The sequence below is a fragment of the Nonomuraea insulae genome (assembly GCF_042656245.1).
The window spans coordinates 1-12553 of the sequence record NZ_JBHSPA010000101.1 but is presented as its reverse complement, the minus strand read 5'-3'; the positions used below and the strand labels follow the sequence as shown (position 1 = coordinate 12553).

Annotated in this window: 11 protein-coding genes; 3 read left to right on the top strand and 8 right to left on the bottom strand. The window is 70.8% G+C overall.

Annotation, left to right across the window (positions count from 1 at the left end):
• Window positions 1-53: 53 nt before the first annotated feature.
• Window positions 54-770 (bottom strand): IclR family transcriptional regulator, encoded by a 717-nt coding sequence (locus tag ACFPZ3_RS59715; protein WP_379523359.1) that lies wholly within the window; start codon window positions 768-770, stop codon window positions 54-56.
• A gap of 91 nt (window positions 771-861) precedes the next feature.
• Between ACFPZ3_RS59715 and ACFPZ3_RS59710 the strand changes: the two genes are divergently transcribed.
• Genes ACFPZ3_RS59710 through ACFPZ3_RS59700 form a run of 3 tightly spaced genes read left to right on the top strand, consistent with a single transcriptional unit; the run spans window position 862 to window position 4480 of the window.
• Window positions 862-1821 (top strand): MBL fold metallo-hydrolase, encoded by a 960-nt coding sequence (locus tag ACFPZ3_RS59710; protein ID WP_379523358.1) that lies wholly within the window; start codon window positions 862-864, stop codon window positions 1819-1821.
• 14 nt (window positions 1822-1835) lie between these two features.
• Entirely contained in the window at window positions 1836-3500 is a 1665-nt protein-coding gene (locus tag ACFPZ3_RS59705; RefSeq protein WP_379523357.1) for an FAD-dependent monooxygenase, read from the top strand.
• A complete protein-coding gene (locus tag ACFPZ3_RS59700; RefSeq protein WP_379523356.1) occupies window positions 3497-4480 on the top strand; it encodes an AraC-like ligand-binding domain-containing protein in 984 nt (327 codons plus the stop codon). The genes ACFPZ3_RS59705 and ACFPZ3_RS59700 overlap by 4 nt, the downstream gene beginning before the upstream one ends.
• Here ACFPZ3_RS59700 and ACFPZ3_RS59695 read toward each other — a convergent pair.
• From ACFPZ3_RS59695 to ACFPZ3_RS59665, 7 genes are all read right to left on the bottom strand, one after another.
• The gene (locus tag ACFPZ3_RS59695; RefSeq protein WP_379523355.1) at window positions 4473-5915 is read right to left on the bottom strand and encodes an aldehyde dehydrogenase family protein; all 1443 of its coding nucleotides are present in this window, start codon (window positions 5913-5915) and stop codon (window positions 4473-4475) included. The genes ACFPZ3_RS59700 and ACFPZ3_RS59695 overlap by 8 nt on opposite strands.
• A 9-nt stretch (window positions 5916-5924) precedes the next feature.
• Complete coding sequence (locus ACFPZ3_RS59690; RefSeq protein WP_379523354.1) at window positions 5925-7463, bottom strand: GMC family oxidoreductase; 1539 nt, start codon at window positions 7461-7463, stop codon at window positions 5925-5927.
• A 71-nt stretch (window positions 7464-7534) separates the two neighbouring features.
• Complete coding sequence (locus ACFPZ3_RS59685) at window positions 7535-8050, bottom strand: hypothetical protein (protein WP_379523353.1); 516 nt, start codon at window positions 8048-8050, stop codon at window positions 7535-7537.
• A gap of 72 nt (window positions 8051-8122) precedes the next feature.
• Window positions 8123-10330, bottom strand: coding sequence for a xanthine dehydrogenase family protein molybdopterin-binding subunit (locus ACFPZ3_RS59680; RefSeq protein WP_379523352.1), 2208 nt, complete (start codon window positions 10328-10330; stop codon window positions 8123-8125).
• Window positions 10327-11304, bottom strand: coding sequence for an FAD binding domain-containing protein (locus ACFPZ3_RS59675; RefSeq protein ID WP_379523351.1), 978 nt, complete (start codon window positions 11302-11304; stop codon window positions 10327-10329). The genes ACFPZ3_RS59680 and ACFPZ3_RS59675 overlap by 4 nt, the downstream gene beginning before the upstream one ends.
• 6 nt (window positions 11305-11310) lie before the next feature.
• A complete protein-coding gene (locus ACFPZ3_RS59670) occupies window positions 11311-11949 on the bottom strand; it encodes a (2Fe-2S)-binding protein (protein ID WP_379523350.1) in 639 nt (212 codons plus the stop codon).
• Between the two features lie 273 nt (window positions 11950-12222).
• On the bottom strand, window positions 12223-12553 hold a 331-nt coding region (locus ACFPZ3_RS59665), incomplete at its 5' end, for an MmyB family transcriptional regulator (protein ID WP_465263604.1).

Here is a 12553-nt window from a genome sequence, read left to right as displayed (position 1 = left end):
CGCCTCAAAGCCTCAGATGTGCTCGATGCCTGGCTTTCGGGCGGCGGGTCAGGTCAAGGCAACTCGGCGGCGATGGCGCGGGCGGCCTGCTGAAGGTGCGCGGCGGTGTGCGGCTCGTCGATCTCGCCGGGCAGGAAGACGACCGCGACCGCGGCGACGGTGCCACGGGTTCCGCTGATCACGGGTGTGGCCACGGCGGCCAGGCCGGGGATGACCTCGCCCGTGGTACGGGTGTAGCCCCTGCGGCGGGCCTCGGTGACGTCGGGGCGTTCGCCAGGCCGTGCCGGGCCGCCGGCCAGCAGGGCAAGGCCGGGCGCTCCGCGGTCCAGGGGGTGGCGGGTGCCGGGGCGCTGGGCGACGGCGGCGACGGAGTGGCGGGGCTCGACGCTGACGAGCGTGACGCAGTCCTGCGCGTCGGGGACGACGAGGAAGGCGGTCATGCCGAGCTCGTTGGCGACCTCGGCCAGCTCCGGCAGGGCCGCCGACTGCAGGTCGCCGGAGACGCCCCTGGCCAGGGCGGCCAGGCCCACATCCAGCTCACAGGCGCCTTGGGCGTTACGACGGACGAGCCGATGGTCCTCAAGGGTGCGCAGGATGCGATAGGCGATCGACCGGTGCACGCTGAGAGCCTCGGCCAACTCGGCGATGGACAGAGCGCGTCCCGCCTCGGCGAGCACTTCGAGCATCCGCAGCCCCCGGTCGAGGGTCTGCGACTGGGGCTGGGTAGACGCCTGGCCGCTCTGATCAGCCGAGCCGGCGGCTCGAGGCATGGATGGCTCCGCTCTTGTCCGTCCCTATGACGGAGATTACTATCGCTCTAGTTTAGAACATGTAGTTCTATTATAGAACACAGGAGGCTTCATGACGAAGTCGTTCGCCTCGTCCGCCGATCTGACCGCCAAACCCCAGACCCTCGAGGTGCTGGAGGAGGGGGTCTACGCCCTCACCGCAGAGGGCGACCCGAACGTAGGCGCCATCGAGGGGGAGGACTTCCTGGTCTGCTTCGAGGCACTGGCCACTCCGGTGGCGGCAACGGCGTGGCTGGATCGGTTGCGCGAGCACACCGACAAGCCGGTGCGCTACCTGGTGCTGTCGCACTACCACGCGGTCCGGGTGCTCGGAGCGAGCGCCTTCGACGCTGACGTGATCATCGCGCACGACAGGACCAGGGAGCTGATCGCCGAACGCGGTGAGCAGGACTGGGCGTCGGAGTACGGCCGGATGCCGCGCCTGTTCAAGGAGCCCGCCTCCATCCCCGGGCTCACCTGGCCGACCGCCACCTTCTCCGACCGGTTCACCATCCATCTGGGCGGCGACAGGGGCGACCTGGAGTTGCGCTACTGCGGCCGGGGGCACACCGAGGGCGACATCGTGGCCTGGCTCCCGGAGCGGCGCGTCCTGTTCGCCGGTGACCTGGTCGAGGCGCAGGCGGCGCTGTACACCGGCGACGCCTTCCACCGCGAGTGGGCGTCCACCACCCTCGACGCCGTCGCCGATCTGGGCGCCGAGACCCTGGTCGGCGGGCGCGGTGCGATGGCGCACGGCCGGGAGGCAGTGGACGCGGCGGTCGCCCAGACGCGCGCCTTCCTACGCGTGATGATCGAGGAGGTGCAGTCGGTCCGGGAACGCGGCGGCGCCCTCAAAGAGGCGTTCGAGGCCGTGCACGAGGCACTGGCGCCGCAGTACGGCGGGTGGCCGATCTTCGAGCACTGCCTGCCGTTCGACGTGTCCCGGCTGTGGGACGAGCTCGACGGAGTCGAACGCCCCCGCATCTGGACAGCCGAACGCGACCGCCAGGTCTGGGACGAACTGCAGGGCTGAGCGGGGGTGCGGCGATGACGTATGACGTGGCGGTGATCGGCGCGGGCCCGGTCGGGCAGACAGCGGCCCTCCTGCTGGCACGCTGGGGGTTACGGGTGGTCGTGCTGGACCGGCGTCCAGTACGTGACCCGGTGGGCTCCAAAGCGATCTGCCAGCAACGCGACGTGCTGGACGTGTGGGCGAGCGTGGGCGCGGAGGCGATCGCGGTGGAGGGTCGCACCTGGACCACGGCCCGCACCTACTACCGCGATGCCGAGCTGTTCTCCTGGAGCTTCGCCGACCCCGGCCGCTCGCCGCTTCCCCCGTACGTCAACATCTCCCAGGCCCGCACCGAGGAAATCCTCGACACCTGCATCGCCCGGAACGACCTCGTCGAGCTGCGGTGGGGGCATGAGGTCACGGCGCTGAGTCAGGACGACGCCGGAGCGACGCTGGTATGCGCGAACGGCGCCGTGATAGGGGCACGATTCGTGGTGGCGTGCTGCGGGGCGCGCGGCGGCGGCATCCGGGAACTCTTGGGCTTGGACTTCCCCGGGCTGACGTTCGACGACCAGTTCCTCATCTGCGACATCCGGGCCGACCTGTCAGGGTGGGAGAACGAGAGACGCTTCTCCTTCGATCCGCCCTGGAACCCGGGCCGTCAGGTGCTGATCCATCCCTGTCCCGGCTCGGTGTACCGCATCGACTGGCAGGTGCCGCCCGGCTTCGACCTGGCCGCAGAGGAGGCGGCCGGCGGGCTGGACCGGCGGATCCGGCAGATCATCGGAGATCGGCCGTACGAGATCGTGTGGCGCTCGGTGTACCGGTTCCAGGCCCGGGTGATCGATCGAATGCGGGTCGGCCGTGTGCTGCTGGCGGGGGACTGCGCGCACCTGGTGGCGCCCTTCGGGGCGCGGGGGCTGAACTCCGGCGTCCCTGACGCCGAGAACGCCGCCTGGAAGATCGCGTTCGTGGCCAACGGCTGGGCGCCGCAGGAACTGCTGGACAGCTACCACGCCGAGCGGCATGCTGCGGCCATGGAGAACCTGGAGGTCTCCACGGCGACCATGCGATTCCTGGTCCCACGGGACGAGGCCGGGTGGCGGCGGCGCCGGGAGATCCTGGAGGCGGCGGCCACCGATCCGGCGATCGCCGCCGCGACCGTCGACTCGGGCCGGTTCGCCGAGCCGTTCTGGTACGTGGACTCGCCGTTGACCACGCCCGAACCCAGCCGTCCGTTCGCTGGACGCCCGCCCAAAGGTCAGGCACCGGCTGCGGTGCCCGGAGTCATCATCGCCGACCTTCCGGTGACGATCGCCGCCCGCCCCGATGCCACACGCCTGCGGCAGATCGTCCGCAACGGCTTCACCGTGCTGCTGGCCGACGGCTGCGACGCCGGCGCCTTGGCGCAGGCAGCGCGCGACGCCACCCGGGCACCGGTCACCGTGCTCGCCATCGACGGCATCGACCCGTCCGGCGCCCTCGCCGAGGCGCTCGCCGCGCGTACCGGCGAGGCCTGGCTGATCCGCCCCGACGCGCACATCGCCGCGGTTCTTCCCGACGCCGATCCGGCCCGGATGACCGCGGTCCTGCACCGCGCACTCGCGCAGGAACCCCCTGGCAACAGTCCGCACGGGGCATCCCGCGGCGTTCACCTCGCCCAGGTGACGAGCCGCAGCACGCCGTGGAGATCACCATGACCGTACTGGTACGCACCGAAGAACACGCCGCCTCCGAGCGCTTCGCGGCATGGCGGGAGACCGTGTCGCGGATGTTCGTACCGCTGGAGGCCCGCAGCGACCACGTCGACGGCTTCCGTGGCGACATCGACGCCATCAGCATCGGAGATCTGCGGGTTTCCACGGTCGTCGCCGACCGCCATGTCGTCCTGCGGACACCGGCACTCGTGCGCCGCAGCGATCCCGAGTACTTCAAGGTCGGCGTGCAGCTCAGCGGGGGTTCGAGACTGGCCCAGGACGGTCGGCAGAGCGCGCTCGCGCCGGGCGATCTGGCGATCTACGACACCACCCGGCCCTACGAACTGACCTTCGACGACCGGTTCGCGATGCTGGTGCTGATGTTCCCCCGCCGGCGGCTGCGGATCCGCCCGCAGGACGTCGCGAGATTGACCGCCCGGCGCGTATCAGGGAGTCAGGGCATGGGCGCGCTGGTCTCCCGGTTCCTGACGGACATGGCCGGCCGGCTCCATCAGCCCAGCACACAGGTGTCGGCTCCCCTGGAGGAAGCTGTGCTGGACCTGCTGGCGGCCACGTTCGCCGAGCAGCTCGAATTCCTGGCCGAGCTCCCTCCGGAGACGCACCGGCGGGCCCTGCTGCTGAAGATCCATGCCTTCGTCGAGGAGCGGCTGGGCGACACGGAGCTGTCTCCATCCATGATCGCCCAGGCGCACCACATCTCCCTGCGTTACCTGCACAAGCTGTACGAGGCCGAGGGCACGTCCGTCGCGGTCTGGATCCGGCAGCGGCGCTTGGAGCGGTGCCACCGCGACCTTACCGACCCGGCCCTGCGGCACCTGTCCATCAACACGATCGCGTCCCGATGGGGCATGCCCGACGCGGCGCACTTCTCCAAGATCTTCAAGGCCGCCTACGGAACATGCCCCAGGGATCTGCGCGCTCAGCTCGGCGATCGCGTCCACCCAGGCCACGCGTTCAGGTGAGGGACGTCCACACGCTCTTGATCTCGGTGTAGAGGTCGATGGCGTGCTTGCCCATCTCGCGGCCCCAGCCGCTGCTCTTGAAACCGCCCCAGGGCGCGGCGGCGTCCACCGGATTGGGCATGTTGATGTACACGGTGCCCGCGCGGACGGCGGCGGCCATGCGGTGCGCCTTGGCGACGTCACGGGTCCACACCGCCGCGGCCAGGCCGTAGTCGGTGTCATTGGCGCGGGCGACGAGTTCGTCCTCGTCCTCGTAGGACTGCACGGCGAGCACGGGTCCGAAGATCTCCTCGCGGGCGATGCGCATGTCGTCGCGGACTCCGGCGAACACCGTGGGCCGGTAGAAGAACCCAGGCCCATCGTCAAAGGCTCCGCCTCCGGTGACCAGCTCCGCGCCCTCGTCGACCCCGCTGCGGACCAGCCGATCGACGTGGCCGCGATGTGCCGCGCTCACCAGGGGACCGAGCTGGGTGGCCGCATCCATGCCAGGCCCCACGGTGAGTCCGGCGGCCGCCTGTGCGCACCGCTCGGCGAACTCCTCGGCCCGGCTGCGATGCACCAGGAACCTGGTGTAGGCGGCGCACACCTGCCCGGTGTTCAGCACCGCGCCCTGGACACAGCCCGCCACCGCCGCGGCCAGGTCGGCATCGGCCAGGACGATGGACGGCGCCTTGCCGCCCAGTTCCAGGGAGACGCGCTTGAGGTTGCCGGCCGAGGCGGCCACGATCTGGCGTCCGACCTCGGTGGAGCCGGTGAACGACACTTTGTCGACGCCGTCATGGGCGACCAGCGCCCGTCCGGTCTCCGGCCCGCCGGTCAGCAGGTTGACCACACCAGCCGGGACACCCGCCTGCTCGCACAATTCCACCAGCCGCACCGTGGTCAGCGGCGTCTGCTCGGCCGGTTTGAGGATCGCGGTGTTGCCGCAGGCCAACGCGGGGGCCAGTTTCCACGCCGCGATCATCAGCGGGAAGTTCCACGGAGTGATCAGCGCGCACACCCCGACCGGCTCGCGCCTGGTGTACTGGAACACGCCGGGGAACGACAGCGGGGCCGTCTCACCTTCGATCTTGGTGGTCCAGCCCGCGTAGTACCGGAAGTGCTCGGCGGCTCCGGCGACGCTCACCGCGCGGGCGATGCCGATCGGCTGGCCCTGGTCACGGGTCTCCAGTTCGGCCAGCTCGTCGGCGTGGTCCTCAATGAGGTCGGCGATGCGCCACAACAGCCGAGCCCTGGCCGCGGGGGACATCTGCGACCACCCGGGGTCGGTCAGCGCCCGTCGAGCGGCCGCCACCGCCTCCTCGACATCGGGGGAGCCTGCCTCGGCGCACGAGCGCAGTGGCTCCCCGGTCGCGGGGTCAAGGGTGGTGAACTCCTTGCCGCCCGCCGCCGGGCGCCAATGACCGTCGATGAACAGGGTGGTGGAACCGTGCATGGGATTCCTTCAGCTGTCGAGGATGAGGCCGGCGCCACGCTCGGCGATCATGATGGTGGGGGCGTTGGTGTTGCCGGACGGCACGGCGGGCATCACCGAGGCGTCGGCGATGCGCAGGTTCGCCACTCCGTGCACCCGCAGGGCGGGATCCACCACGGCCTCGCTGTCGACGCCCATCCGGCAGGTACCGACCTGGTGGTGGTAGCTGATCACCGTGCGGCGGATGTAGGCACGCAGCTGGTCGGTGGTCGTGACCTGCGGGCCGGGTGCCACCTCGCGGACCCGCCAGTCGGCCAGCGCCTTGCCTTCGCCGATGTCGCGGCACATCTCCACCGCCGCCTGCATGGCGGTCAGGTCCCGGGGCTCGGCGAAGATCCGCGGGTCCAGGACGGGCGCCTGACGGGGGTCGGCCGAACGCAGCCACATGCGGCCCCGGCTGAGCGGGCGGATCAGTCCGGCCAGGACGCCGTACGCCTGAGCGGGGACGTCGTAGCCGGGCACGGGCAACGGCATCGAGACCATCAGCGGCTGCAGGTCGGGGACGAGCATCGCCGGGTCGCTTCTGGCGAAGAACTGCACCTCCAGCCGGTTGGCGTGCGGCTGCGCCAGCGGTCGCGCCGACTCCCAGACCACCGGGACGAGCAGATGGTCGTGCAGGTTACGGCCGACGCCGGGCAGGTCCGCGCGGACGGGCAGGCCGAGCGCACGCAGCTCGTCAGCCGGGCCGATGCCCGACAGCAGGAGCAACTGCGCCGACCCGATGGTTCCGGCCGACACGATGACATCGTGCCGGGATCGCACGATGTGGGTGCGCCCGTCGCGCACCACCTCGATTCCGGTGCAGCGCTCACCCGTGAACGTCAGCGCGGAGACCAGCGCGCCGGTCACCACGGCCAGGAGAGGATCGCCGAGAATCGGCCGGACGAACGAGGTCCAGGCGCTGACCCGTCTCCCGTCCACGATGTTGAGCTGCGTGTAGCCGGCGCCGAGAATGTCCTCGCCGTTGCAGTCGGGGTTGGCGGGGACGCCGGACTCCACCGCCGCGTTCAGGAAGGCGGTGGAGACCGGATCGGGGTCTCGGTTGTGCCGCACCGGCAGTAGGCCGCCGGCGCCGTGGTAGCTGGACTCCCCGTCCTCGTGATCCTCCGAGCGTTTGAAGTAGGGCAGGACCTCCTCGTACGACCAGCCGTACGCGCCGTTGTAGGCCCAGTTGTCATAGTCGCTTCGGTGACCCCGGACGTAGATCATTCCGTTGAGCGCGCCCGAACCGCCGAGCACCTTGCCGCGCGGCCAAGACACGACGGTGCCGTCGGCGTGCTCCTGCGGCTCGGTGAGATAGGCGTAGTCGACCTCGCTCTCCCACAGCGCCCACAGGTTGGTGGGATCGTGGATCTCCGGTCTGGTGTCCTCGCCACCCGCCTCGACCAGCAGGACGCTGCGTCCCGCGTCGACCAGCCGGCGGGCCAGGACGGACCCGGCCGAACCGGCGCCGACCACGATGTGGTCGTACTCGGCCTCCAGGACGTCCGTCGGGTCTTGGGCGTTCAAGGTCATCACGCTCCCGGGCGCTCCACCGCGGCGTGCGCCGCTCCTCCTCGGCCGCCCACGCCGGACCGGGCTCAACCAGGCGGCGCGGGTTGTGTGAACACTGTCACCGGCCAGCGAGCCGGAAGCTTGTTCTGCAAAGCACAGCTGTTGTCTGCGGGTGTACACGCGCGGACAACAGCTGTGCACCTCAGAAGGTCAGCACGATGCGGCTGCGGATACCCGCCCACTGCCCTGGCGGCTCCGATGACGGCCACCGTGTCGCCGGAGCGAAGCCCGAGTGCGTCCAGCGCGAGCCGGGCGGTGAGCCCGTTCATCGGCAGTGTCGTCGCCTCCACGTCGCTCGCGTTCGCGGGGGATCGCGCGAGGGAGTCTGCGGGCAGCACGATCTGCTCGGCGTAGGCGCCGTGGCGGCCGACGGACACCACCACCACTATGGCGGCGCCGCTGCGCAACAGGGTGTCGGTCGGGTTCACCGCCGCCGCGCGGACGCGGATCCGTATCTGCCCCGGTCCCGTTTCTGGCACGGGCAGGTCCAGGACTTCCAGCACCTGCGGGCCGCCGAACCGTTGTGCTCCCACTGCCTTCATGGTGGTGACGATATGTGATCGCGATCGAACGTTCCGCGCGGGTGGTGGGTGGCCGGCTGACAGGGTCCCCTTTCAGAGCAGGGCGTCGATGGTGATGGGCAACTGGCGGATGCGGCGGCCGGTGGCGTGGAAGACGGCGTTGGCGATGGCGGGTGCCACGCCGACCAGGACGACCTCGCCGAGGCCCTTCACCCCGATGGGGTCGGCGGTGTCGTCGCGGCCGTCGAGGTAGATGGCCTTGAGCTGGGGGACGTCGGCGTTGACGGGGACGAGGTAGTCGGCCAGGTTGGCGTTGGCGATCCGGCCGTCGCGGGGGTCGGTGACGGTGTGCTCCAGCAGGGCGGCGCTGATGCCGCCGACCATGCCGCCGATGGCCTGGCTGTCGGCGAGTTTGGGGCTGATGATGCGGCCGGCGTCGTAGACGGCGAGCATGCGCCGTACCCGCACGAGGCCCAGCCGCCGGTCGACGGCAACCTCGGCGAACACCGCGCCGTAGGCGTACATGGAGGCCTGCGGACGCGCGGGGGTGTAGACACCGTCCGCTTCGAGGTGCGTGCGGCTGTTGCGGGACAGGAGCTGCCGGTATGTTTCGCCGCGTCCTGGGTCGTCCTTCAGGTGGAGCCGGCCGTCGCGGACGACGACGTCGTCCGGGGCGGCGCCGTGCAGCGGCGACTTGGTGTCTTCCACGGCGAGCTGGATCGCCTGCAGGCGCAGTTTGTCGCAACCGTCCTGGACGGTGGATCCGATGCTGGCCATGGTGAGAGAGCCGCCGTGGACGGGGGCGGGCGGCATGATGGTGTCGCCGAGCCGGAAGGTCACCGCGCGTACTTCCAGGCCGAGGGCGTCGGCGGCGATCTGGGTCATGGAGGTGTAGGTGCCGGGGCCCATGTCGCTGGTGGCCGATTCGACCAGGGCGGTGCCGTCGGCGTTCAGCCGTACGCGGGCCTGGGCCGGGGCGCGCAGGGTGTCGTAGACCGCGGTCGCCATTCCGATGCCGATCAGCCAGTCGCCGTCGCGGGTCGAGCTGGGCTTGGGGTCGCGGCGGCTCCAGCCGAACTCGCGGGCGCCGGTGTTCAGGCATTCGCGCAGCCGGCGGGTGGAGAACGGCAGTCCGCTGGCCTGGTCGTTGTCGGGTTCGTTACGCAGGCGTAGCTCGATCGGGTCGATGCCGAGTTCGTGGGCGAGTTCGTCGATCGCGCTCTCGATGGGGAAGGCGGCGGTGGAGTAGCCCGGGCCGCGCATCGGAGTCGGTGTGTTCACGTCCAGCGGCACCGTCCGGTGGGCCTGGCTGACATTGGGGGTGGTGTAGAGCATCTGCCCCGGCGACATGACACCGCGCTCGCTGAACCGCTCATACCTGGACGTCTCCGCGCGCAGGTCGTGGGTCATCGCGGTCAGCCGGCCGTCACGGTCGCTGCCCAGGCGCACCTTGTACTGGTAGGCGGGCCGGAACCCAACCCCGGAGTACAGCTGCTTGCGCGTCAGCACGAGCTTGACCGGGCGGCCCGTCTCGCGGGCGGCGAGGGCCGCGATCACTGTGTGCGGCCAGCAGCGGGCGGCGTTGCCGAACGCGCCGCCGACGAACGGGGAGATGACGCGTACGTCCGTTGCCGGGATGCCGAACACGGCGGCGAGTTCGTCGCGGGTGCTCTGCACCCATTGGGTCTTCTCCCACACGGTGACCCGTGCGCCGGTCCAGCGGGCGATGGTGGCGTGCGGTTCCATCGCGTTGTGGTGGGTGCGGGAGAGCCGGTAGGTCATCTCCATCCGTACGGGCGCCGCGTTGAAGGCCGCCTCGGCGTCGCCGCGCGTATAGGCGGTGGCGGGTTCGTTGGCCGGGGCGCCGGTCAGGTCGGTGACGGGCTGCTGGGCGTCGTAGTCGACGCGCAACAGACCGGCGGCGTGCTGGGCGGCCTCCAGGGTGGTGGCGACCACGACGGCGACGGGCTGGCCATGGAAGTGGACCTGGTCGTCCTGGAAGACGTGCAGGCGCTCGCCGGGCAGGTTGAGCGAGCCGGGGTTGGGCCGGTAGGGCAGCGTGGGGGCGTTGCGGTGGCTGATGACCTTCAGGACGCCACTTTGGGCCTCGGCGGCGCCGGTGTCGATGGCGGTGATGCGGCCGCGGCCGACGCTGCTGGTGACGACGACGGCGTGCACGATGCCGTCGATACCGGCATCGGGGCCGTGGTCGGCGGCGTAGGCGGCCTGGCCGGTCACCTTCAGCCGGCCGTCCACGCGCGACAGCGGCGCGCCGACGGCTTCCTGCGGCTGCGGGCTCATGCTGTTCCTCCCACGATGCGGAGCTGGCGTTCGACGGTGCGCTTGAGCAGCTCGACCTTGAACCGGTTGTGGGTGAGTGGGCGGGCTCCGTCGGCCGCGAGCTCGGCGGNNNCCCACAGAGCGTCGGAGGGGCGTTCGCCGATGAGGTGGCGCTCGACGGCGGGCAGCTTCCACGGCACGGTGCCCACGCCGCCGGCGGCGACCTTCGCCTCCCGGATCACGCCGCCGCGCAGGTGCAGGGCCACAGCCGCGGAGGTGAGCGCGAACTCATACGACTGCCGGTCGCGCACCTTCAGGTAGCCGGACCTCAGCGGGCGCGGGTAGGCCGGGATCTCCACGGCGGTGATCAGTTCGCCTGGGCGCAGGTTCTGCTCGCGCTCCGGCGTACTGCCGGGCCGCAGCAGGAAATCGGCGAAGGCCACGCTGCGCTCGCCGTCCGGGCCGAGCAGGTGCACGCTGACCTCCAGCGCCGCGAAGGCGACGGCGACGTCGGAGGGGTGGGTGGCCACGCACTGGTCGGAGGTGCCGAGGAGGGCGTGGGTGCGGTTGATGCCCTGCAGGGCGGCGCAGCCGGAGCCCGGCCGGCGTTTGTTGCAGGCGGCGGTCACGTCGCGGAAGTACGTACAGCGGGTGCGCTGCATGATGTTGCCGCCGATGGTCGCCATGTTGCGCAGCTGGGCGGACGCGCTCAGTTCCAGGGCCTGGGAGATGACGGGGTAGGCGGTGCGTACCTTGGGGTGGGCGGCGGCCTCAGCCATCCGCACCAGGGCGCCGATGCGCAGAGCGCCGCGTTCGGTGACGGTGATCTCCCGCAGGGGTAGTGCGGCGATGTCGACCAGTGTCTCGGGGCGTTCGACGGTCTCGCGCATCAGGTCGACCAGTGACGTGCCGCCGGCGATGTACCGTCCGCCGCGCCGGCCGGCGTCGAGCGCCTCACGGGTGCTGGTGGCCTTGGTGAAGGTGAAGGGGTACATGGCAGCTCACTTCCGGCCCGCGGCCTGCTCGACCGCGCGCACGATCTTGGTGTAGCAGCCGCAGCGGCAGATGTTGCCGCTCATCCACTCCCGGATCTCCGCGGCAGAGCCGGTGTGGTCCTCCTTGATGCAGCCGACGCCGGACATGATCTGTCCGGGGGTGCAGTAGCCGCACTGGAAGGCGTCCTGGTCGATGAACGCCTGCTGCAGCGGGTGCAGCTGGTCGCCGTCGGCCAGGCCCTCGATGGTGGTGACCTTCGCGCCGTCCAGCCGTACCGCCAGAGTCAGGCAGGCGTTGACCCGCAGTCCGCCGATGAGCACCGTGCACGCCCCGCAGGCGCCGGCATCGCAGCCCTTCTTGGTGCCGGGCAGGCCGAGATGCTCGCGCAGCAGGTCCAGCAGCGACGTGCGGTTGTCGACCATGACGGTGTGCCGGTCTCCGTTGACCGACAGCGTCACCCGGCTGGTGGGCGGCGCCTCGGCGGGTGCCGCCGCGGCCGCCGCGGACGGTCCCGTGGCCGCGCCCGCGGTCGCGGCGACGCCACCGACAGCGGTGGTGGTGGTCGCGATGAACGTGCGCCGGGACAGGGCGGTCGCGTGCTCCTCGGCGGGAGCGACGGTTGACTCGGGTAGTTCGGTAGACATGGCCACTCTCTCGTTGCGGTGGAGGGGGGTCAGTGGTCGTGCACGGGCTCTGCTGATGGCACGGGCCGGTCCTGCCGGTGCCTCACCGTTGATGCGTGCATGCATGATGCGTGGAGATGTGCGAGATGCTGGCTTGACACCGTGACCGGGACGGTGGCCGACCGCACCGTCAGACTGGCGGCTCGGCCGGTCTCGTGACAGGGCGTGCTGTGCCGGGGAATGGCGTTCAGGGGAATGGCACAACCCCCCACGCTTTGTGGATCGCGGTTGAGGTCAGGGCTGTGCGCGCGGCGGCGCCTCATTCGTTGCGGCCGTGTGCGCGGCGGGCTCGGGTGCGGTCAGGTCGAGCAGCAGCATCGCATCGTAGTCGGGGCTGCCGGGTTCGGCGACATAGACCCCGAGGCGTTGGCCGGGGGTGCCTTCCAGGGTCATGGACTGGGCGTTGAGGCTGATGGTGCCAACGTGGGGGTGGTGGAAGGTCTTGCGGATGGGCTTGCGGCCGGTCACGTCATAGCGCTCCCAGAGCTTGGCGAAGTCGGGACTTTTCAGCAGCAGTTCGCCGACGAGGTTGGTCAGGTCGGGCGCGTCCGGCGCGGTGCCGGCC

What these genes read in the sequence shown, in the direction of transcription:
- ACFPZ3_RS59685 (WP_379523353.1), bottom strand. Translation starts at nt 8,050, where the DNA reads ATGAAGGCAGTGGGAGCACAACGGTTCGGCGGCCCGCAGGTGCTGGAA.
- ACFPZ3_RS59715 (WP_379523359.1), bottom strand. Translation starts at nt 770, where the DNA reads ATGCCTCGAGCCGCCGGCTCGGCTGATCAGAGCGGCCAGGCGTCTACC.
- ACFPZ3_RS59670 (WP_379523350.1), bottom strand. Translation starts at nt 11,949, where the DNA reads ATGTCTACCGAACTACCCGAGTCAACCGTCGCTCCCGCCGAGGAGCAC.
- ACFPZ3_RS59680 (WP_379523352.1), bottom strand. Translation starts at nt 10,330, where the DNA reads ATGAGCCCGCAGCCGCAGGAAGCCGTCGGCGCGCCGCTGTCGCGCGTG.
- ACFPZ3_RS59710 (WP_379523358.1), top strand. Translation starts at nt 862, where the DNA reads ATGACGAAGTCGTTCGCCTCGTCCGCCGATCTGACCGCCAAACCCCAG.
- ACFPZ3_RS59705 (WP_379523357.1), top strand. Translation starts at nt 1,836, where the DNA reads ATGACGTATGACGTGGCGGTGATCGGCGCGGGCCCGGTCGGGCAGACA.
- ACFPZ3_RS59700 (WP_379523356.1), top strand. Translation starts at nt 3,497, where the DNA reads ATGACCGTACTGGTACGCACCGAAGAACACGCCGCCTCCGAGCGCTTC.
- ACFPZ3_RS59695 (WP_379523355.1), bottom strand. Translation starts at nt 5,915, where the DNA reads ATGCACGGTTCCACCACCCTGTTCATCGACGGTCATTGGCGCCCGGCG.